The 23,025-nt window shown below is 37.6% G+C and carries 21 protein-coding genes; 1 reads left to right on the top strand and 20 read right to left on the bottom strand.

Annotated features, from left to right (window positions below):
• Positions 1 to 32: 32 nt before the first annotated feature.
• From yfmH to J2S11_RS03340, 8 genes are all read right to left on the bottom strand, one after another.
• Positions 33 to 1,307, bottom strand: coding sequence for an EF-P 5-aminopentanol modification-associated protein YfmH (gene yfmH / locus J2S11_RS03375; protein ID WP_307391090.1), 1,275 nt, complete (start codon positions 1,305 to 1,307; stop codon positions 33 to 35).
• Positions 1,294 to 2,607, bottom strand: a complete 1,314-nt coding sequence (gene yfmF / locus J2S11_RS03370; RefSeq protein WP_307390915.1) for an EF-P 5-aminopentanol modification-associated protein YfmF — start codon at positions 2,605 to 2,607, stop codon at positions 1,294 to 1,296. Before yfmF ends, yfmH begins: the two co-directional genes overlap by 14 nt.
• A 261-nt stretch (positions 2,608 to 2,868) precedes the next feature.
• Positions 2,869 to 3,360: a DUF3907 family protein gene (locus J2S11_RS03365; RefSeq protein WP_307390912.1), complete on the bottom strand. Its 492-nt coding sequence runs from the start codon at positions 3,358 to 3,360 to the stop codon at positions 2,869 to 2,871.
• A gap of 112 nt (positions 3,361 to 3,472) precedes the next feature.
• Entirely contained in the window at positions 3,473 to 5,920 is a 2,448-nt protein-coding gene (locus tag J2S11_RS03360) for an FtsK/SpoIIIE family DNA translocase (RefSeq protein ID WP_370875433.1), read from the bottom strand.
• 550 nt (positions 5,921 to 6,470) lie between these two features.
• A complete protein-coding gene (locus J2S11_RS03355) occupies positions 6,471 to 6,701 on the bottom strand; it encodes a YlzJ-like family protein (protein WP_307390906.1) in 231 nt (76 codons plus the stop codon).
• Positions 6,698 to 7,459: a ClpP family protease gene (locus tag J2S11_RS03350; protein WP_307390903.1), complete on the bottom strand. Its 762-nt coding sequence runs from the start codon at positions 7,457 to 7,459 to the stop codon at positions 6,698 to 6,700. The genes J2S11_RS03355 and J2S11_RS03350 overlap by 4 nt, the downstream gene beginning before the upstream one ends.
• 101 nt (positions 7,460 to 7,560) lie before the next feature.
• Positions 7,561 to 8,601, bottom strand: a complete 1,041-nt coding sequence (locus J2S11_RS03345) for a DUF2268 domain-containing putative Zn-dependent protease (RefSeq protein ID WP_307390900.1) — start codon at positions 8,599 to 8,601, stop codon at positions 7,561 to 7,563.
• A gap of 37 nt (positions 8,602 to 8,638) precedes the next feature.
• A complete protein-coding gene (locus J2S11_RS03340; RefSeq protein WP_307390898.1) occupies positions 8,639 to 9,679 on the bottom strand; it encodes a DUF2268 domain-containing putative Zn-dependent protease in 1,041 nt (346 codons plus the stop codon).
• A 731-nt stretch (positions 9,680 to 10,410) separates the two neighbouring features.
• On the opposite strand from J2S11_RS03340, the gene J2S11_RS03335 reads away from it, so the two are divergent.
• Complete coding sequence (locus J2S11_RS03335; RefSeq protein WP_307390896.1) at positions 10,411 to 10,857, top strand: GNAT family N-acetyltransferase; 447 nt, start codon at positions 10,411 to 10,413, stop codon at positions 10,855 to 10,857.
• 98 nt (positions 10,858 to 10,955) lie between these two features.
• Here the strand turns inward: J2S11_RS03335 and J2S11_RS03330 are convergent, their stop codons facing one another.
• The 12 genes from J2S11_RS03330 to dpaA form a co-directional block, all read right to left on the bottom strand.
• Complete coding sequence (locus J2S11_RS03330; RefSeq protein WP_307390894.1) at positions 10,956 to 11,624, bottom strand: ABC transporter ATP-binding protein; 669 nt, start codon at positions 11,622 to 11,624, stop codon at positions 10,956 to 10,958.
• Between the two features lie 18 nt (positions 11,625 to 11,642).
• Entirely contained in the window at positions 11,643 to 12,953 is a 1,311-nt protein-coding gene (locus J2S11_RS03325; RefSeq protein WP_307390891.1) for an ABC transporter permease, read from the bottom strand.
• A 4-nt stretch (positions 12,954 to 12,957) separates the two neighbouring features.
• Positions 12,958 to 14,091, bottom strand: a complete 1,134-nt coding sequence (locus J2S11_RS03320; protein ID WP_307390889.1) for an ABC transporter permease — start codon at positions 14,089 to 14,091, stop codon at positions 12,958 to 12,960.
• Positions 14,092 to 14,097: 6 nt separating this feature from the next.
• Positions 14,098 to 15,048, bottom strand: a complete 951-nt coding sequence (locus J2S11_RS03315) for an NHL repeat-containing protein (protein ID WP_307390886.1) — start codon at positions 15,046 to 15,048, stop codon at positions 14,098 to 14,100.
• A 70-nt stretch (positions 15,049 to 15,118) separates the two neighbouring features.
• Entirely contained in the window at positions 15,119 to 15,391 is a 273-nt protein-coding gene (locus J2S11_RS03310; RefSeq protein ID WP_307390883.1) for a hypothetical protein, read from the bottom strand.
• 55 nt (positions 15,392 to 15,446) lie between these two features.
• Complete coding sequence (locus J2S11_RS03305; protein WP_307390878.1) at positions 15,447 to 15,920, bottom strand: hypothetical protein; 474 nt, start codon at positions 15,918 to 15,920, stop codon at positions 15,447 to 15,449.
• A gap of 237 nt (positions 15,921 to 16,157) precedes the next feature.
• Positions 16,158 to 17,825 (bottom strand): ribonuclease J, encoded by a 1,668-nt coding sequence (locus tag J2S11_RS03300; protein ID WP_307390874.1) that lies wholly within the window; start codon positions 17,823 to 17,825, stop codon positions 16,158 to 16,160.
• A gap of 287 nt (positions 17,826 to 18,112) precedes the next feature.
• Positions 18,113 to 18,979 (bottom strand): 4-hydroxy-tetrahydrodipicolinate synthase, encoded by an 867-nt coding sequence (gene dapA / locus J2S11_RS03295; protein WP_307390871.1) that lies wholly within the window; start codon positions 18,977 to 18,979, stop codon positions 18,113 to 18,115.
• A gap of 70 nt (positions 18,980 to 19,049) precedes the next feature.
• Positions 19,050 to 20,306 (bottom strand): aspartate kinase, encoded by a 1,257-nt coding sequence (gene dapG / locus J2S11_RS03290; protein WP_307390869.1) that lies wholly within the window; start codon positions 20,304 to 20,306, stop codon positions 19,050 to 19,052.
• Between the two features lie 133 nt (positions 20,307 to 20,439).
• Positions 20,440 to 21,477: an aspartate-semialdehyde dehydrogenase gene (locus J2S11_RS03285; protein WP_307390867.1), complete on the bottom strand. Its 1,038-nt coding sequence runs from the start codon at positions 21,475 to 21,477 to the stop codon at positions 20,440 to 20,442.
• 51 nt (positions 21,478 to 21,528) lie between these two features.
• On the bottom strand, positions 21,529 to 22,128 hold the full coding sequence (locus J2S11_RS03280) for a dipicolinate synthase subunit B (RefSeq protein WP_307390864.1): 600 nt from the start codon (positions 22,126 to 22,128) through the stop codon (positions 21,529 to 21,531).
• A 1-nt stretch (position 22,129) separates the two neighbouring features.
• Positions 22,130 to 23,023 carry a dipicolinic acid synthetase subunit A gene (gene dpaA, locus J2S11_RS03275; RefSeq protein WP_307390861.1) on the bottom strand — a complete coding sequence of 298 codons (894 nt, stop codon included), beginning with the start codon at positions 23,021 to 23,023 and terminating at the stop codon, positions 22,130 to 22,132.
• Positions 23,024 to 23,025: the final 2 nt, after the last annotated feature.

The raw sequence follows: 23,025 nt of genomic DNA, 5'->3' as shown, positions 1-23,025 counted from the left end.
TTTAATAAGCACAACTTATCAGCAAAAGCAACCTATTTCACTATACAAACGGCAAATTGTTCAGGACGAAAATGTTCTTTTGTTCGATTTAAAATATCTTCAAACGTAATCTCCTCCAAAACAGGTATGACATCAAAAAGATTCATGTCATTAAATTGAAATCGTGTAAATTGGTTAGCAATAAATTCTGGAGAGTTCAGTTGCTTTAAGAAGGAACCAATTTTCTTTTTTCGACTGCGTTCGAACGCTAATTGATCCATTCCGTTTGAAAGAATATCTTTGACGTATTCTTGAACTTTTGCAATTAATTCATCAGGGTTATTCGTATTACCACCCAACATGGAGAAGCCATAATGCTGCTCTAGCGTGTAATCTGAGCCAAATGAATCGTCTATCAAACCACTCTCTAAATGCTCTTGATAAAAGCTTGAGCTTTGCCCAAAAAGCATATCCATTAGCAGATCTGTCGTAACTTCCTGTTTAAGCATTTCTTTTCCTTGAAGTCCTAAATACGTTTCTTTATATCCTAACATACACTTAGGTGTTTCTACTGAAAGGTCTATTTCAAGTCGAGTTTGGTGAACAGCAGAAGGTTCCTTATCGAATAGCCTAGCAATTTCACTTTTATCTTTAAATGGCTTTTGTGCCTGATTTTCCTTCACTAAGCTCAATACTTCATCAGGCTTTACCTGACCTACAACAAAAAGAAGCATATTGCTAGGGTGGTAGAACGTTTCATAGCACTCATACAGCATTTCTTTTGTGATTTTGTAGATTGACTCAACCGTACCGGCAATATCAATACGAACAGGAAAGCGTTGGTACATCGCTTGGATTAATCCAAAAAAAGCTCTCCAGTCCGGATTGTCTTGGTACATTCGGATTTCTTGTTCGATGATTCCCTTTTCTTTTTCAACATTCTCTTCCGTAAAGTAAGGGCTCTGCACAAAATTTAACAGCGTTTCTAGGTTCTTTTGCACATGATCAGTCGAGGAAAACAAATAAGCGGTTCGATCAAAGCTAGTAAACGCGTTTGCTTGTGCTCCCTGCTTACTAAAGTCATGGAAGATGTCACCCTCCTCCTCCTCAAACATCTTATGCTCTAGGAAATGAGCAATCCCGTCAGGCACACTGACCTCTTCCTTTCCCGGTGGAATAAAGTGATTATCTATAGAGCCATATTTTGTCGTAAACGTAGCAAACGTTTTGTGAAATCCATGCTTTGGCAGGATGTACACTTCTAGGCCATTATCCATTCTTTCATAGTAAAGGGTTTCCTGAAGCTGATCGAATTTAATTTGCTGCATCATGCTGCCCCTCCTCTTCTGTAGTTAAGAAGTAGATCGTATCAAAATGAATTTTTTGTGCTACGTTCTGAATGTCCTCTTTTGTTACATTTTCAATAGCCTTTAATGTTTCCTCAGGACTACGATGTACACCTGAAATAACACCGTGCATATATCTTTCCATCCCTTGATATGGCTGATCATTAGACTCATTAATTTGATTATATAAAACGGCCTTTGTTTGCTCTAGCTCCTCATCACTGATTTGTCCGTCCTTAATCAGCTGAAGCTGCTCTTTAATAATACTTACCGTTTTCTCAAAATGTTTAAATTCAATCCCAGAATAAATCATCATAAATCCTTTGTGACTTTCAATATTTGATGCTACATAATACGCAAGTGATTCCTTTTCACGAACGTTACGGAATAGCTTAGAATGGCTAAAGCCACCAAACACACCATTACACACAACAAGAGCGATATAATCAGCATCACCGTATACTGTTCCGGTACGGCAGCCGATATGTAGCTTTCCTTGAGAAATTTTTGTTTTTTCAACAATGATACGTTCTTCCTCCACATCTGCAGGTACATCTGTTTTTGGAATTGTAATCTGCTCCTGTTGAGTTAGAGAAAAATGCTTAGATATAATAGCTTTCACAGCATCTTCTTGTACATCTCCCGTTACAAACCATTCCATTGGATGAGTCTGAAGCATTTGCTGATAATAGCTATATAAATCTTGGGCATCCATATTTCTTAATTGTGCTTCTTCTCCATAAGCAAATAAACCAAAGCGTTCGTCCTTAAACATCTCTTCAACACAACGCTTGTTTGCATAACGCATCTTGTCATCCTTAATTTGATCAAATTTCTTTAACAGTAAGTCCCTTTCAATTTCCACAAACTTTTGATTAAAACGTCCGTTTTCCAAGGCAGGACGTAAAAGGACATCACATAAAAGCTGGATTCCTTTTTCAAGAAGTGGAGTTTGATCAGATAAATATACCTCATTAGCAATTTGCATTCTAAAAACAACCCATTGCTCTTCCCCTCGTTTAATAACTTCTGTATAGAGGGTTGCACCGTATAAATCATCCAATGCTTGGCGGATTAAGCCTGCGCTAGGGTGATTCTCTGATCCACGCATCAGTACCTGAGGAATCATGGCAACCTTAGTTGCAGTTTCCTCCTTTAGTGGTTGTCTAATATATACAGCAATGCTATTTGTCTTGTATTTATCCGTTAAACAAATATGTACGGGGATTCGATTAACCTCGCTAGTCTTAAAGCCTGTTTCAGCGTTAAAAGCTTCACTCATTTGTGACACTCCTTTCTTCGTATTACGTAGTGTAACCAATTCATTAAGAAAAAAGACAAGTGTCTTCCTGTACCCTCTTAATGAATTGGTTCTAGGTTCATTTTTAACGTATAAGAAAGTATAAAATTTGATACCATGTTTTCTTCAAATTTTATACTTTCTGACGGCATGAAAAGCTTCCTCTAATGATGGACTAGACGACCTCTTTGAGAGGGCTTCGATAGAAGCTTTTCTTATTAACTTATAAATTTTTTATTATGGTTAGCTCTTCATGCGTTTTGTAGTGACATAGTCTGTTTCATAATACATCAGGTCATCCCTTAGCTTTTCAAATACCTTTGAAAGCTCTAACGTAATTTTCTTCAGCTCTGGATTCACTTCTCTTCTAAAAATGATGGCATCTCTTCCTGTATAGGAATGACGTCCATCCTCCTCATAGGATTCATTTTTAGGGTAGAAAAATCCATTTACGCAAAGGTGATACGCTTGATAGAGAGCTTCCTCTGAAAACTCTTTATTAAATTGTGCTCTCCTTAAGCTTACACCTAATTTCTCATATGAATTCTCACAGTTGATTAACAAATGTCGCAGATCCTGCAAATATCCTTTATAGTACGTTTCTTCCTCATGATCATCTGATTCCATTAGCATAGGTAGATGTACATGATTCAAATAGTTTTCAAGTGTTGCTGAGATTTGCTTCAAGCGCTGGTAAGTCATTTCACACATATCCATCAGTATAAAAGTAGGCATTTGTTAATCCCCTCTCCTGTGCTTAGCTAAATCATACTATATGTCATTCAAAGTCTAAAAGATCCTTCTCATTGCTAATTAGCTTAGCCCATTACCTTGAGCATAAACCAATTTAAGAAATATGAGATTCCTCTTTTGAGACTAGAACTTCCCTAGGTTTACTTCCCTCATATGGACCCACAATACCATTGGCTTCCATACTGTCAATTAATCTAGCAGCTCTTGTATAGCCAATTCGGAACCTACGCTGGAGCATTGAAACCGAGGCAGATCCTTGGTTAACCACCATATCCACAGCATCCTGATACAAGTCATCTTCAATGGAAGCTGCTTCTTGATCACTTGATCCATTATCCTCTGGAATCATTTCCTCATGATACTGAGCCTTTTGCTGCTCGATACAATGGTTAACGATTTTTTCTATCTCTTCATCAGAGACGAACGCCCCCTGCACCCTCATTGGTTTTGAGGCTCCAACCGGTAGGAAAAGCATATCTCCTCTTCCCAATAGCTTTTCAGCTCCACCCATATCAAGAATCGTTCTAGAGTCCGCCATTGAAGAAACTCCGAAGGCAATTCTAGATGGAATATTTGCTTTAATAACTCCCGTAATAACATCTACTGACGGACGTTGTGTAGCAATGATTAGATGGATTCCGGCTGCCCTAGCCATTTGAGCTAAACGACCAATAGAGTCCTCAACATCACCTGGAGCAACCATCATTAGATCAGCAAGCTCATCCACAATGACAACGATGTACGGAAGTAGTAGCTTTTTCTCCTCAGGATTTTCCTGATTCTCCCGACGGATAATATCATTATACCCTTCAATATTACGTGCCCCAATAGAGGCAAAAACATCGTATCGTCGTTCCATCTCAGCCACAACTTTTTTCAAAGCAATAGCCGCCTTCTTAGAATCTGTTACAACAGGAGTTAACAAATGCGGAATCCCGTTGTATACGTTTAGTTCGACCATTTTAGGGTCAATCATCATGAGCTTTACTTCATTAGGCTTCGCCTTATACAAAATACTAGCAACTATTCCATTGATACATACACTTTTTCCGCTTCCTGTTGCCCCTGCAACAAGCATATGCGGCATTTTGTTCAATTGGGCTACAATCGGTTCACCAGAGATGTCACGTCCCAGTCCTACCGTCAGCTTGGAGCTCGACTCATGATACTGCGAACTCTCTAGTACCTCACGCAGGGTCACCATAGATACATCCTCATTTGGAACCTCAATCCCTACTGCCGACTTTCCGGGGATAGGTGCTTCAATCCGTATTCCTTTGGCAGCAAGTGCTAGAGCAATATCATCCGTTAGACTGACGATACGACTGACCTTCACCCCAACCTCAGGATAGACCTCATACCTTGTAACCGCTGGACCTCTGTGCACATTGGTGACCTTAGCCTGAACACCAAAGCTTTGAATCGTCTGCTCAAGCTTAGCCGCCGTACTCTTCAATCCTTTAACCTCAGATACTTGCTTTCTTGTCTGTTTATGCAGAAGAGCATATGGTGGAAGCGAGTAGTTTTCTTCTTCCTCATAAGCAATTACATCTGCCGCCATTGCGTCAAGCTTAGAAATATCTACATTCTCAGGAATATCTCCTGCGGATCCATCCGTGGCTAAAGCTTGTGACTGTTCCACTTGATTGAGGGATTTTTGATCCGACTCCTGATAAGCTACATCAGTAAAGTCATAAATCATTGGATCACTGCTAGCTTCCGCCTGCTGCCCTACTATAGTATCAGAGCCTTCAACCACCGGAACGGTTCGTACACCCTGATCCCCTTTCACTACTTTGGCGGGCTGACTTGTAGCTGATTCAGACGAAGGCCCCTCTGTTTCATAATCTTCAACATGCACCTCGGTTTGCTGAGCTTCTTGATCTTTTCTTTCTTTTTCAGCTAAAGCCATTTGTTCTTTATAGGCTTTTCTTCTCTCTTTAAACCAATGTATGGTTTTCTTCATACTTTTATTAATCGCTGAAAAAATATCAATATAGGAAATACCCGTCAGCAACATCAAGCTAATTAAAATAACAAAAACAACAACAACTATCGTTCCTATATTACCAACAGCAAAGTGAAGCATAGAAAAAAGTAAGGCACCGATCATCCCTCCACCGAGATGAGTTTCAGGAAGCTCCGCATTCACATCCTGCTTATACAATTCCCAAGTGGCAGACAACACAGATTGATCTTCAAATAAACCATCAGCTGTTAAACCCCGAAAAAGGCTCAAGTGGCTTAAGACTAAAATACTTAAGCACAGCATCGCAATCCCAGTCCATCTGAAGTTCCATTCTGTTGGCCAACCTCTTTTCCACATCACATATACGGACAAAACAACCATAGCAAGAGGAATCAGAAAATCCCATGATCCTGCAAAAAATCGAAACACTCCACGCAAAGCTTGACCAACCGCTCCAGGCTGGACGAGCGCTAAAATTGAAAAAGCCAGGAGAATAAGACCATATAACTCAAAGGTTAAGGTTTTCTTTACTTTCTGGCGTTGTCTTTGCTTCTTTTTTGTTCTAGTCAAAATTGCCCACCACTCTCTATGAACTGCCATTTGATCATATAAAATTTATTAATAAGATTACACTAGGTCATTGATTAAGCTAAATGATTCTATCCCTCTAATATGTATGTTTTTAAGATTCTAATTAGCTTTTAAAATTCAATGTAAAATGGTACTGTCCCAAAAGTAATCAACCACTTAGGGACAGCTTCCTACCTGCTTGAAATCTCTAACGGACATTTAAGACCCTTAGAGAGGGATTTTTGTCTGATTCGATTTCTAACGGACATTTGAGACCCTTACAATGAAATCTACTTACTATCTTCCTGCAAATATCCGTATAAGGTGCAATTATGACCGTTAGAATTTGTAGAACCCAGAAAAACTCAGCTAAGGTGCAAAAATGTCCGTTAGAGCTTACATCTGTTAGTTCAGGCATTTGACACTTCAGAGACAGACCTACTCATGCTATTTTACTCATAAGTATAGCATAATATGGTAAGAGGAACTAGTCCAGTTCACGTTCAACTGAAGCAGTAAATCGGTTATACTAATTCATCCAATTAATCCTACATTATTCTACATTCGTATCGCTTCGAAAATATATGATGGAGCCGGGGCTTAATGAAGCATTTAAATAATCCTGTGGATTAGGGCTCAGTAAACGTACAATTTTTGCCTGATAAGCTCCGCAGGGCTCGACAACCATTTGTACCCCTTCATGTACAATTTCCTCATGCTCAGGCTGAAACGAATCATATCCAGCGAAAACCCACTCTAGAGGAACTGAAGTATAAATAATCAATGGGTAACCTCCTCCTTTTTCAAGGATATAAGCTCGTTTAGTTTCTTCATCGCTTGACCAAGTCCACCAACTTCATTAATTAATCCGTATTTCACAGCATCCGCTCCTAATACGTTAGTTCCAATATCTCTAGTGAGCTCTCCGGTTTTGAACATAAGCTCTTTGAACATTTCCTCTTTAATGGTTGAATGCCTCGTTACGAATTGCACAACACGATCTTGCATCTTATCTAGGTATTCAAAAGTCTGCGGAACACCAATCACTAAACCAGTTAATCTTACTGGATGAATCGTCATGGTTGCTGACTCGGCAATATAGCTATAGTCCGCTGATACGGCGATCGGAACACCTATGCTATGTCCGCCTCCTAACACTAACGCTACACATGGCTTTGATAAACTAGCGACCATCTCCGCAATCGCTAAACCAGCCTCTACATCTCCCCCTACCGTATTAAGTATCATCAATACTCCTTCTATTTTAGGGTTTTGTTCAGCTCCAACAAGCTGGGGGATGATATGTTCATATTTCGTTGTCTTATTTTGAGGGGGCAGCTGCAAATGCCCCTCTATTTGCCCGATAATAGTTAGGCAGAAGATCGAGCTTTCCACAGCAGGCACATTTGTTGTTCCAAGCTGCTGGATTTTTTCAACAATGCCACCTTTCCCTCCTGTTTGTGGAGCTTCGGAAGGAGAGGGAGTATTAGGATCTTTCGTGGGATCGGGTTGCTCTGTATTTGGTTGTTCAAATTTAGACATAGAAAATATCCTCCTTGTATGGGGCAAGAATACTTGATTTTGCTTAGTATTCGTTACTTTGCTAAAAGCATACAAGGAGGACGTATGAAAATGGTTGCATATCATTTAAATCTATCTTCAAACCTACTCTTCTCCAAAATTTCTGTTCCCCACATCGTAGTCCATTCCTGTACAGTAATTTCTGGATTGTGTTTGATGAAATCCTGCATAATCTGATAACCTATTCTATAATTTGACCAAACGGGTACCCTCCTTGTACTATCTCCTACAGAGAAATCTATAGACAATATAGAATCTGGCTCCATGACCCTTTTCATCATACTCCAAACACGCTCTTCTTCAGCTAAGGTTTCTATCCAAGGTGGATCAACATCGGGATAAATCATTTTTGCGAATGTATCCGCTTTCCCCTCTGTTACTACATCTTCTAATAAATCATAAGCCCTTCTATTTAACCTGTAGTCTTCTCTGAGGATAACATGATGATATTCATGCGCAACGACATAGGGTAAAATGTACTCCACAGATGACTTAGGTTCAATTATAATGACTATCACACCATCTTTATAAGCATATCCTCGTACACCATGTTCCGCCCGATATTCATCAGGATTATAAGGCACTAAAAAAATTCTTGTCTCAGGACCTGGAAGAATATCCGAAGAGGCCATTAACGACTCCATAATGATTTCAATGTATTGTTCATGATTTTCATATAATAAATGAATGAATTTTTCTAGCTCCTCCAGGTTGTTGCTTCGTTTAAACGCAATTTGGTCACCTTCAACAATACGGTTTTCGCTACCCCACGCACTTAAACGGAAAGGTTTTAAGACAGTCTCTCTATAAAGGCGATCTCTATTTATATTCCCTTCATCTTCTCTTGCATGAGTGATGTACTCTAAAAACTGATCGTACATAGGAATAATATGAAACTCTTGGTCATTATGGACGAACGAATAGGGTTCAGCTCCACTCTCTTCACTCCTATAACCAATGTTACCTTCCTCTGTGACCCCAATCTCAATACTTGTTTGCTCAGGCAGTAAGCTTTCATTTTCTTTTTGATCCGTAGTGCTTGAACAACCAATAACCAGGCCTATACATATTATAAGAAAGCACTGTTGAATCAATCTCAGCATGAAATCACCCCCAATCTAATAATGATACATAATACTTCTATTCAAATCGCTCATTAAATCTACTTTTTTCCAAAATATCAGACGAATCCATTGTGATCCATTCTTCAACAGGTACATCAGGATTATATTTGAGGAAGTCTTGCATAATCTGATAGCCAATTCTATGGTTTGACCAATAAGGGATTCCTACACTTTGATCTCCATTTGCGAAGTTAAAATATAGATCCGCCGTAGATTTCTGTCTGGATAGGAGGTCAGCCATAGTGCTCCAAACTAATGTCTCCTCATTCTTTGATAATGGTTCAACCAAAGGAATATTAATATCTGGAAAAATAATAGTAGCAAAAGCATGGGACTTTCCTGACATGACTACTGAATCCAACAACGTAGGAGATTTCCTATAAGTTAATTCTGAATAAACAGCATTATAATAATTACTAGCCACGAAGCCTCTCAATACATTATTTGTGTAATGATACGGATCGATTGAGAGGATAATAACCTCTTCATCATATGCATATCCTTCTATCCCCTTCATTAATTCACTTACATAATCATAATCAGGATGAAAGGGAAATAGATAAATTTTTTTCTTTTCCTTGGCTGGAAGCACGTCTGCTGATTTTATTAATGCCTCTTTAATCGAATCATTTATATTTTCTTGGTCCTTTAATAGTAAGTATGTATATTCTTCAAGTTTATCCAGCATTTTTGTAGAGGTAACTTGATAGTAGTTAACCGTCAGACTAGATGTATCACCCCATGCACTCCTACGGAAAGGCTCTAATACATAGTCAAAATACAACAGTTCCATATTTTCAGCCCTATCTTTTCTTGCTTGTTCCACATACTCTAAGATTTCTTTATAGAAAGGGATAATTTCAAATTCTTGCTCGTGGTGTGAAAAAGCCACAGGATTAATTTCTACAGATTCTGTGGAAAGCTTGTTTGAAAAGGTATCATTATGTAATTCTGGAGAGGAATTTTCTGGTTGAGGGAGTTCTTTTATGCACCCGGTGAGCATTAAAAGTAGACACGAAAAAATAACTATCATTACTTTACTCTTTGAGTTTAACATTTCTTATGCCTCCTCAATACTCAAAAACGTTGAGAAAGATACGAAGCAAATTATTATTTTGCCTACCATATAAATAGAATAAAGCTAAAAGTCTAATTATTCGCTTGTTTATCTGCTTTTTCTCTTATCTTCCGAGTACATTTGCCAAATGGACAGAGCTGCATCCTAATATCATTTTCATTAATCTAAGTCCAAATGACATCTCCTTTACTTTTTTTCTTAAGAGTACTTACCTCAAATTCCATATACCTTATAAAACTTCAATTTTAAGTACACTTCCCTCTATTTACAATGTTAATTTACTAAAATAATTCTAATTAATCAATATATTTTATTGATTCTATTATTTTATTTAAATCGCAAAACTATATTGCATACCCCATAAATTCAAAAAGTGAGACTGGATCTAATTAGATTTGGCATTTTGATATTAAGTAGGGCTATACTGCCGGGAAACGCCGTCATTTCTTTCTAGTCAGCGTATTAGAGGAGCATTCGTACCGACAAAGATCCTCATTCTTTGAGCAAGCAGGATTGAGCATGAGCGAATTCCGAGTCCGTATAAATAAAAATGTTTACATTGAGTCTTTATAGCATCTTAGAGCGAGAATATGATTGAAAAAAAAGTGGACACTCTTAAAAGACAAGTAGATAATAAATAGAAGACGGAGAGGGTGTCACAAATGAGTGGGACAAGACAAAACATAATCATGATGAGAGGAGCATAAAAAATGTCTCTTAAATTGGAAGAATTGAACGCTGATAATCTTCAAGCAGCTGTTTCCCTATCCCTAAAGCCTGGACAAGAGAAATACGTTGCACCAGTTGTACACTCGATAGCACAAGCCTATGTAACTCCAACAGCATGGCCACGAGTGATCCTTGACCAAGATCAAGTTGTCGGATTTATTATGGGCAACTTTGATCCTGAGAATGAAATTGAAGCTTTTAGGGCTGGGATCTGGAGACTAAACGTATCTGGAGAGGATCAGGGACGAGGTGTAGGAAAGTTCGCTGTACAGGCACTTGCTGATGAAGCACGCTCAAGAGGAGCTGAACGCATTACTGTTTTATGGGTTCCTGGAGAGGATGGACCAGAAAAATTTTACTTAAAATGCGGATTTGTTCCTACTGGTGAGATTCTCTTTGGAGAAACTGTAGGTGTACTTAAGCTTTAAAAAATCAAGACACTCTTAATAAGATTATTGTTAAGAGTGTCTTGATTTTGTATCTAGGCTCAGTTAATTCTTGTAACATTTTTTGTTTGCATATATTTTCATTGATCAAAAATCACTTTTCCATCTTCTAATTCAATACTCCTCTTTGCGAAATCTGCAACTACTTGATCATGTGTCACCATAACGATTGTCGTACCGTTTTGATTAAGGAGTGTAAGTAATTCCATAATCTCTTTTCCATTAGTGCTGTCTAAATTTCCCGTAGGTTCGTCAGCTAGAATCAGTGAAGGGGCATTGGCTAAGGCTCTTGCTATTGCAACCCTTTGCTGCTGACCCCCAGATAATTGACTAGGATAATGATGTATTCTGTTCGAAAGTCCTACCATATCTAATAGGTCTAAAGCTTTTCTTTTTCTATCACTTGCTCTTACACCAGCATAGCCCAAAGGAACTTCTACATTTTCCCAAGCCTTTAAATCATCAATAAGGTGAAAGGACTGAAATACAAATCCTAATCTTGTATTACGAAAATTTGCTACTTCCCTTGCCTTCATACTGGTCACGTCAACACCTTCAAATATGTATTCTCCAGAATCAAATTGATCCATGCAACCTAGAATATTGAGTAAAGTTGTTTTGCCGCAACCAGAACGTCCCCGAATACAGAGGAATTCAGATTTCTCTATATCTAAATTAACACCATCTAATGCTAACGTTTCAACACCTTGTCCGCGATATTTTTTCTTTATGTTTTTTAGACTAATCATTTAGATTCATTCCCCATTTTATTGTTTTCTAAGTGTATTTAGAGGAGATAATTCTTTTAGTTGAAGAATACTAGGTATAGTAGTAATTACACCGATGAATGCAGCAAGACCAATTGTAAATATTGTGACTAGTACATGACTATCAATCTCTAATCCTTCTAACTGAATTACATTAAAAGTCAATAGAGTCCAGCTACATAAAACCCCCAATATTCCACTTGTCATTGTAATACAAACACTCTCAAACAGCATTTCTTTAAGTACGGTTCCTTTTGATGCTCCCAACAACATATTAATAGCTTTTTCTTTTCGTCTCTTCTCAAAAGCTAATAACATTAGCCCCATTAAACCAATTGCAACTATAGCAAGAGTGATTAGTGCGACCCACGATGCTACACGTGTATTCTGTCTAAGAGTTTCAGTTCTATTTACATATTGCTCAAACACATTATCTACGCTGTAAATAAACTCTGAACCATGGGTCTTGTACAAGTAGTTAAATATATCCGAAAACACTGTATTAGCATCCATTACTTGATTGAATCGGATAAATAAAAATGATTGGATAATATCCTTAGGGTGATAAAAAGGTATGTAATCATCTAATGGCACTATCGCAATATCAGATTGGTTTAAATCATTATTCATTTCTATTCCAAGTGTTAATTTAGTGAGATCATATTCATTTAGATTCTCTACTACCTCAATCTCACGAACGCTACTCTCCCAGTTTACTATTTGATCTGGAAAATCATTAGAAAAACTAAATACAAGCTCGTTAGGATTAATTGTATTCGTTTTGTTCATCTCTTTTAGAAATGAGTAGAAATTTTCACCAATGTATGCTCTCCGATCATGATCTTTTTGAGCATCAATCCTCTGAAATTCGTTATAAAAGTCAGGTGTTACATGGAACACATAAAAAGTGGTCAAACCATTTTCAGTGTCTACATAATTGATACTTCTACGAACAAAATATACGATCTCAACTTCTGTACCATGTCGATTTTTTAAAATATTATAATCTTCGCTTGTAAAAGGCATTAGACTTACTCCATGCTCAAAAGGAATGGCTTCTTCTTGAGCCCAGTCGAGGTAATTAAAACTCTGTATATCGAATTCATGATTTCTTTCCTTAAAAGAAATTTGAAACTCCTTATCTCTCCCTTCATCTAGCATTTGATTATATTCATTCTCTAAAGATAGACTAACATTGAAAAATAAGTGCAGAGTAAGCATTCCTAAACAAATTTGTAATATAACGCCTGTGTAAGTTCTTATATTACGACGCAAATATCGAATTGTCTTATATATTCCGTATTCACTCATCTATCTAACCTTTCAGAATTTCCCTGACGGGCTTATTCATTATTTTCCTTAGCATAAGTAAGCTAGATACTGCCGAAATAATTATTGAAAATCCAAGTAGTATGAATAAGATTGATAATCCTGACCTGAATGGAAAGCTAGGGGGCACTACACTTTCAATGATTTCCAAAGCTAGAAATACAATTAAAGAAGCACATACTGTATAAGCCAACATCTCAGATATTTTATACAAATATAAATCAGATTTACGAGCTCCTAGTGCTAAAGCAATAGCCCAGCGTTTTTGAAGTTGAATCGTTCGGAAATAAACAATATTAATTATATTTAATAATGCGAAAGCAAGTACAATTGTTGATATCCCAAAGATTACAATATATACATTCCGACTTTTAGAAATTACTTGTTCTTGAACACTTCTTTCATAATCTATCTCATACTCTCCAAATTGCTTCAGAATATTTGATCTGAATTCTGATTCAAGTATGCTGTCAAGGCTCGAGAATATGACATAATACATGGGCTTCTCAACATCTTCATCACTTAACAAATTTATAGGAAGAAAAATACTCTTGTTATACTGAGGGTGATTTGCCACTCCTACTACTTCACACTCATTGCCGTTTATGTTTATTCTTTTACCTACCGGATCTTCAATTAAGTTTACTTCTCCAGAGATATGTTGACCAACTACGCATTCAGCTGTTTCGTTAGATTTATTTGAAAGCATCACCCCACTAACTATGAAATCTTTAAATAACTGATCGAAACCTGAATCAACATAGGCTAATGAAAGTCCAAGAACTAGGTTTTCATTTATTAATACAGTCTGATTCAATTTATGTTCCACTAAATGTATTCTTTCTACATTAGAGTGTTGTTGAACAATTTTTTCCACATCCGAGTAAAGAATAGGTATAGATCGACCTTCAAAACTGACTGGACTCATACGTACAGTTTGATCAAGATCTAAAACCTCTCTACTCTTGGTATCCTCAAGCAACTGTAAACCAATACCTAGTAAAAAAGCTGAGAAAAATAGCCCTAATGAAAATGAAAGAATGAGAATCATACTAATGGTCTTGTTTCTTAGAGTTTGCTGAAAGCCAGTCATAAACAAGTATAAGAAACGGACAAACATATTTAATTATTCCTTATTACTAAATTTATAGATTTTATTTTCTAAATAATTGCTCATGTAAATATCTCCTTTTTCATCCGCGTGCATCCCATACATGCCTGCTGAAAAATTTGTATCTGCGTTTCCATCTGTAATTTCACGTCTCCATATTGAATCTATATAATCACCATCAAGGTTAAATCGATCAATAGCCTGATACCCTCTACTAAACATATACATCTGTTCATTATAAAATGTCAAATCAGCGGGAGAGTAAGAAGTAGGTAGTGATTTTTTGTTGACCATTTTTCCGTCAATAATTTCAAATACTTGATTATTTCTACCTTCTAACGTATCTCTATCTATTCTCTCTAAGATTGATACAAAAAACAGCTGATTATTTTCAATTCCAAGATATCCTATTGAATCTTTTCCTATTGTTGATACTTTTCCTCCTGAATTTAAGATATGAACTTTACTTAGCTTATTATTTAAAGAAAGCACGGAGAGATAAATGTTTTGATTTGCATCGACTTCAATATCCAGCATTCTATTTGTTATAGTGAAATTTTGAAGACCTTCTATTTTCCAATCCTCTATAAATGAACCATCCATAGTGAGCTTTTGTACTCTAGAGTTACCAGAATCTGCAACATAGATAAACTGCTCATCAACTGCCACCGCTACTGGATTTAAAAATTCTCCATTCCCATGTCCTGTTTCGCCTATGGTTTGCACTAACTTTCCGGATTTATTGATTCTAAGCAGTCGATTATTTCCTGAATCAACAATAATTAGATCATCACCAATCATTGTCAAACCTCTTGGTTCCTTTAATTCAACTTCTAATTCGAGTTCCTCTATGCTATACTCTTCAGCAAATATTCTATTTATATTCACTTCATGATTCGTATTTTGAGAACAGCCCACAAGGATTAAAGCCAGAAAAAAACATAGTGCACATGCAATTTTTTTCATTTTTTGACAACCTTTCTATTTAAAGTCCTATACTGCAATTACTTTTACCTATAACATTGGGTTAGATTTTTTAACAACAACCTTCCCTTAATGTCACGTATCTCTCTTCAATTACAAAATAACCGTCTCCAGAACTACATATCCTTACTTGATATGCATCTACCTTTGCAGTATCTTGTAGCCACAAAAATCCACATCCGTCACTCGTATCACACCAAACCGGTCCTGTTGCCTGAGTTTCCCATGAAGTACATGATGCGTATACACTACTTGCAACAACACTAGAAATCATTAAACATGTAAATACAAATGCAAGAATAGATACTTTTTTTGCTAATTTCATTCAATAACACATCCTTTTAGATTAATTATGGAAATGCAGTAATGCAGTATAGGAACTACTTGATTATTAATCTTGCTTCCATTTGTTTAATATCATTAGAAATAAAGTCCACTTTATTTTCAGAATCTATTAGTACAAAAAGTGGTGTAATTTTTGAAAGTCTAATCCTGCCTTTAACTTGATAATTCATTTCCATTTCAATACTTGCTCTACTCAGTTCTTCAATTGGGATATCATCCTCCCACAGTAAAATTATGTTTAGGTCATTATTTTGACGAACAAATGATGAGAAAGTGTCAAGATTTTCTATACAAACATTACATGACTGTTTTAAGTAGAACAATAAAGTTTGATTCTCAAAAAGATATGTAATTGGAACTTCTGTTTTCCGCTCAAAATGATATATTTCAACATCAGAAGGGAATTCTTTATTATATTCCAGTTTATATTCCTTAATTTTCAGAAAATTAAACCCGATCAACAACACTAAAACTACAAGAGGAACTAAGTAGAATATTCTTTTGTTCATTCACATCTCCTTCAATACTTATTGTATATTTTAATTAATATAAAAACACGTTATTGGAATTAACGAGATAATATTACAATATAACCCTTATAATGTCAATATAATGTTAAAATATTATTAATATTAATAATATATAAAAATTATAATTGCAATGGCGGACGGCATAATTACACAAAAAACTACACCTCGTTAAAAATTGAGGTGTAGTTTTAATTAGAAATTTTATAAGAAGTATAGTTAAGCCTCCATAATAATCGGCAAAATCATCGGTCTTCTTCTTGTTTGATCATATAAGAAACGACTCAAAGAGTCTCTAATACTTGTTTTTAGCATAGACCATTCAATTTGATTATCACTCATACAACGCTGCAAGGTTTGACTAACAAGCTGTACCGAATCGTCCATTAATTCCTCAGATTCACGAACATAGACAAATCCTCTAGAGATAATATCTGGTCCTGAAACGATGGTTCCATTTTTCTTACTAAGTGTAACTACAACGATTAATATTCCATCTTGGGATAGTAATTTGCGGTCCCGTAATACAATGTTCCCAACATCCCCTACTCCTAAGCCATCTATAAGTACATTACCAGCCGGTAGCTTTGCTCCTAGACGCGCTTCGCCATGCTGGAATTCAACCACATCTCCATTTTCAATTAAAAAGATGTTTTGTGAATCAACTCCAGTTTCTTCAGCTAGCTTACCGTGCTGTCTAAGCATTCTGTACTCACCATGGATTGGAATAAAGAATTTAGGCTTCATAAGATTTAACATTAGCTTTAACTCTTCTTGGCTCCCATGTCCGGAAACGTGGACACCCTCTTGACCATAAATAACTGTTGCTCCTAATTTAAAGAGCTGGTCAATCGTTCTAGAGACAAGCTTTTCATTCCCGGGAATTGGTGTGGCGGCAAATATCACCGTATCTCCAGGTATAATATCAAGCTGACGATGTGTGGAGCGTGCCATTCTAGTTAATGCACTCATTGGCTCCCCTTGGCTACCTGTTGATAAAATTACAATTTCTTCAGCAGGTAATTGATTAATCTGTTCAGGGGAAACAATAAGTCCTTCATGAGCAACTAGATAGTTTAAATCAATGGCTGTTTGCACAACATTAGCCATACTTCGCCCAATAATAGCAACCTTGCGTCCATGCTCTAATGCAGCATCAAACACATTTTGGATACGATGGATATTGGAAGCGAATGTGGCCACAATGATACGCCCTTCAGCCTTGTAAAATTGCTCCGCTATAGCACGTCCTACTTCCTTCTCAGACCTAGTATAACCTGGTCTTTCCGAATTCGTACTGTCAGATAATAAAGCAACTACACCACGTTCTCCAATGCTAGCCATTTTCGCTAAATCAGCTATTTCTCCATTTACTGGAGTATAGTCAAATTTAAAATCCCCCGTGTGTACAACTATTCCTTCAGGTGTATCAACACAAACTCCGACACAGTCAGGAATACTGTGATTTACCCTAAAGAAGGAAACATTAAATTTTCCTAGCTTCAGTTCACTACCAGAATGGATAATATGACGCTTTGTATGGTGTAAAAGGTTGACTTCCTTTAATTTATGTTCGATGAGACCCATCGTCAGCTTTGTAGCGTAGATAGGAGCTTGAATATGTTTCATGACGTATGGTAGACCACCAATGTGATCCTCATGACCATGAGTGATGATAATTCCCCGAACTCGATCCTTATTTTCATCTAAGTAGGTGATATCAGGAATAACAATATCAATTCCAAGCATATCCTCCTCAGGAAATTTGAGTCCCGCATCAATCACAATAATATCATGACCAAACTCCAGCACGTACATGTTTTTACCAATCTCACCAACGCCGCCCAAGGAAAAGATTGATAATTTTTGATTGTTCAGTTTCGACAATTGAATACTTCCTCCTATATTCAGTTGTAGTTACACTTAAAAACCGCACAAATCACTTGTTTATAGTATACATGATTGAAATCTCCAAACACAAGTTTTCAAGAGTAAATATTTTTTTAATCCATTTATGCTCACCCTTGAGCCGTTCTAGCCGCCCTATGGTACAAGCATATTATCCTTTTATTTTCCCCTAAAAAAACACTCCTTACTCAGCGATTAGCTAAATAAGAAGTGAGGACTTTTAATCTATTTTATTTAAATCAGAATCAAAACCTGTTCAAGCATCCTTAGTTAAAAAATCCTAAAATATACTTCTCTTCCTCAGCAGATAAAGAAGCGATAGGTAGTCTGGTAGAGCCTACTTCTACACCCAAGTGATTCAATACTCTTTTCACTGGGCCAGGTGATGGGGAAGAAAACAACACGTTAAAAATATCATATAAGTCCTGATTTAGTTTAGCCGCTTTTTTGATATCGCCCGCTAAATAGGATTGAATCATTTCCTGCATTTCATTCCCCTTGACATGCGAGGTAACACTGACAACACCATACCCTCCTACAGACAAAGTAGGTAAAGTTAAATCATCATTACCTGTATAGAGCAGAAAATTATCAGGGGCATGCTTTAAAATCTCAACAGCCTGACCTAGATCTCCGCTAGATTCCTTGACCATAGTAATATTTGGGGTTTCAGCTAATCGTAAAACCGTTTCTGGTGTCATATTAACAGCCGAGCGTCCTGGGATATTATATAGCATAACAGGTAAACTAGTGCTTTCTGCTATCGTTTTGAAGTGCTGAAAAAGCCCTTCCTGATTAGGTCTATTGTAGTAAGGGTTGACCAGAAGAATTCCGTCTACTCCAATTTCTTCTGCCTTTTTTGTAAGTTCAATCGACTCTTTCGTATTGTTGGTGCCTGTACCCGCAATGACTTTCCCTTTTCCCTTGGTATGTTCAACAGCATGCTCAAAAAGCATGATCTTCTCCTCTTTACTTAGCGTTGGAGACTCACCTGTTGTCCCATTTACAATAATAGAATCCGTTTCGTTCTGAAATAGGTATTCAATAAGCTTTGTCTGCTTTGACAAATCCAGGTTTTCATTTGCATCAAATGCAGTAACCATTGCTGTAATAATACGTCCAAAATCACTCATCAATCTATCACCTTTCTCCATCACTTCATTGTAGAACAATTTCATTATCCATTCATATTTAATAAGCCTTTCATTGAGAGGCCGAATAGTAGTTAGGTAATGGCTCACTCGCCTTATGCAGCTCAAATTTTTGATGTAAAGCTTGAACAGCACGAACCATATCTTCTTCTTTCACAAGAACCCATATGGTTGTATGTGAATCAGCAGATTGTAGAATTTGAACATCCTCTGTTGTTAACGCCTCAACAATTTGGGCCATAACTCCTGGCACTCCAGCCATCCCTGCACCAACTGTAGATACTTTCGCACAATGTCTTTCAACAATAGGCTCATAGCCTAGCTCATTAAGGATTGCAATTGCTTTATCCGTAACATGCTCGAAAACAGTATAAACCACTCCTGAAGGGTTTACATTGATAAAGTCTACACTGATCCTATTTTCTGCCATACTTTTAAAGACCTTTAGCTGCAAATCAAAGTCGCTATCTTTGGCATAAACCTTAATTTGAGAAACATTTGAGACCTGAGCTATGCCCGTAATTAATTGATCATTCATTCTTCCTTCAAGATGTTTAATCTGTCTGAGCGATGTAACTAACGTCCCTTCATCATCAGAGAGAGTTGAACGAACTCTTATAGGAACCTGATGCTGCATGGCAATTTCTACAGCCCTAGGGTGAATGACCTTAGCTCCTTGGTAGGCCAGGTTACATATTTCATTATACGTAATAAGTTTTAACCTTGAAGCATCCTGTACAATGCGAGGGTCGGCGGTCATAATCCCCTCCACATCTGTAAAGATATCCACAACTTCAGCTTTTAACGCTGCTCCCAATGCCGTTGCAGACGTATCACTAGCCCCTCGACCAAGTGTTGTAATTTCACCGCTTTCTGTTGCTCCTTGAAATCCGCATACAACAACAACTTTATCCTGCGAAAGCTGCTCAAGAATGGCCTGTGGCTGAATGGATAGAATTTGAGCATTACCAAAATCATTGTTCGTTAAAATCCCGGCATCTCTCCCTGTAAAGGAGACAGCTGGGATGCTTTGGGCATTAAGCTTACTTGCCATCACAATGCTAGAAATCATTTCACCGCAGGCTAGCAATAGATCATACTCCTTCTGGGAGCCTACTTTTCCTTCTTCACTGACAAGCTGCATCAGTGTTTCAGTTGCATAAGGAGATCCCTTGCGTCCCATCGCTGAAACAACAACAACAACCTGATAGCCTTTAGCTCTAGCTTTTTTTATATGCTCTACAGCATGCTGCCGTACCTCGGGATCCTGCAGAGAAGTCCCACCAAATTTCTGTACGATGATTTTCATTCTATTCCCTCTTTGTTTATGATTATTCAAACCACTTACTACTTCGAACCATTTTTGAAAAAGCTCTCCGTCTTTATACCTTCTCCACTCCTGAAGTCTATTTTATGTTTGAAAAGGCTTCTTAATAGAAGTTTTAACTTTTTCCTTCAATGTACGCTTCTGCGATCTGAACGCTATTCCACGCTGCTCCTTTAAGCAGGTTGTCTGAAACAACCCACATATGCAGGCTATTAGGGACATCTAAATCTTTCCTAATCCTTCCTACAAATACTTCAAGCTCTCCCTCAGCTCTTGTCGCTAACGGGTAAAGCTGATCGGCAGGATCATCTTCTACAATAATTCCAGAAGATTGACTTAATAACTCCCTTACTTCTGCCACATCTGGCTCATTCTCTAGCTCAACAAATACGGATTCTGAGTGCCCTGTAACAACTGGAATACGAACACAGGTAGCAGAAACCTGTAGTGTATCATCGTGCATAATTTTTTTCGTCTCATTTATCATTTTCATTTCCTCAAACGTAAAACCATTCTCTTGAAACACGTCGATTTGCGGAATGGCATTAAAAGCGATTTGATGTTTTTTAGGAAGTGAGCCTACAGGTAAAATATCTGGATTTACATCCTCTTCATTTAGTACAGCTTGGGATTGGCGCTTTAACTCAGTAATAGCAGACTGCCCAGAACCAGAAACAGACTGATATGTTGAAACAATGATGCGTTTTAACCCGTACTTTTCTCTCAACGGCTGCAGGGCAACAACCATTTGTATCGTCGAACAGTTTGGATTTGCAATAATTCCTTTATTTAAAAAGATATCCTCTTTATTAACCTCAGGTACAACTAAAGGAACGTCAGGATCCATACGATATGCACTTGTATTATCAATAACCAGGGCTCCTCGTTTTACAGCTTCAGGAGCGAGCTTTTTACTGACACTCCCTCCCGCACTGAATAGAGCAATATCTACTCCCTCAAACGCTTCTGGTGTAGCCTCCTGTACAGTGATAGACTCACCCTTAAATAAAATCGAACTGCCCGCAGAACGAGCAGATGATAATAAGGTTAGTTTCTTAATTGGTAAAGCTCTTTTCTCTAATGTATTTATAATTTGCTGTCCTACAGCTCCAGTGGCTCCTACAACGGCAAAATGGAATTGTTTTATGGCCATCGATTGTTCTCCTTCCCCTAGCTTATCTAAATCAAGCATCATCCTTTTATTCTACTGCATATATTTATATTTTTCTACTATCATGGGTTGGAGCTGCTTTCCATCTAACGCTGCTTCACATGTTGCTTGAATCAATTCCATGCGTGCCACAAGGGAATTTGGCTTTTTATCTGGAGCATCCTGACCGAAAGGAACAAAATATATATTTTTTGTAGACATTAGCTTCGCCACATTTGAAGCATTAAGACCCAAGCCATCATTCGTTGAAATAGCTAGAACAACTGGACTTAAGTTTCTTAAAGTAGCTTTGGTGGCCATTAAAACAGGGCTATCCGTTAAGGCGTTGGCTAGCTTTGAGGTGGAATTCCCTGTTAACGGAGCAATAACCATTACATCAAGCTGTTTGCTTGGACCGATCGGCTCTGCTTTTACGATCGAATCAATAATTTCTTCTCCGGTAATCTCTTTAATTTGCCTTACCCAATCATCTGCATTCCCGAACTTTGTATCCATAGTGAGCAGGGTATGAGTAACGATTGGAATTACCCTAGCCCCTGCTTCCTTCAGCTTCTTCATTTCAGGCATCACTTCAGCAAATGTACAATGTGATCCTGTCAGACCAAAGCCAATTGTTTTATTTTCAAGCTTCATGTTAGGCCCCCCTGGTTTGTTTTTGTTCCAAAATCAATTGAGTGACAACGTTCGCCAAAATCATTCCTGCTGTTTTTGGAGCAACAATACCTGGAATACTGGGCACTAGCATCGCTTTAATTCCTCTGCGTTCAGCAAATCGAAAATCTACTCCACCAGGCTTCGATGCTAAGTCTAAGATAAATATATGTCCTGGCATGCTCGCAATCACTTGAGAGGTCACTAGCAAATGTGGAACAGTATTAAATAAATAATCACAATCTCCTACCTGCTCCTTAAGCTCGTTCATATGAAAAGGTGTTAAACCCATCTCATAAATCCTAGCTAAATCTGCAGGATTTCTTGCACCTACCTTAACACGCGCACCTAATACATGTAGTGTTCTGGCAAGAGACATTCCTACTCTTCCTAAGCCCAAAACGATAGCATTGGAGTGATGCAGAGTGATATTTGTATGTTGGATAGCCATCATAATAGCCCCCTCAACCGTTGGAATTGAGTTGTAAATGGCTACGTCATCACGGTCAAGTAGCTGCACGAGAGTAATGTCATTTTGCTCCGTTAGGTTGGTTAAATATGGCTTCGCTATTCCCGTATAAACAACACATTTTTGAGGTAAAGCTCGAATATGTTCTTCCTTGATTTTAATCGGTTGATCAGAAAAAATGCTCTCTACTTCTCCCTCCTCATTTGTCCCTACAATTGGAAGAATTAAAGCATCTATATCTTTAAAGACTTCAAGTGTTAAGCTTTCTTTTTTTGCTCCTGGAAACTCGCTTTGTAGCTGACTAAACCCTATGAGAGAAATCGTTGCGTCAAGCTCACTACATTTTTTTATGACTTCAATTTGTCTTGCATCTCCACCGATGAAGGCGACATGAGTGCCTGTAAGCATAG

The sequence above is a fragment of the Bacillus horti genome, assembly GCF_030813115.1.
Classification (GTDB): Bacteria; Bacillota; Bacilli; order Caldalkalibacillales; family JCM-10596; genus Bacillus_CH; species Bacillus_CH horti.
Note: the sequence above shows the minus strand (reverse complement) of the source record. Positions and strands in the feature narration are given on the sequence as shown.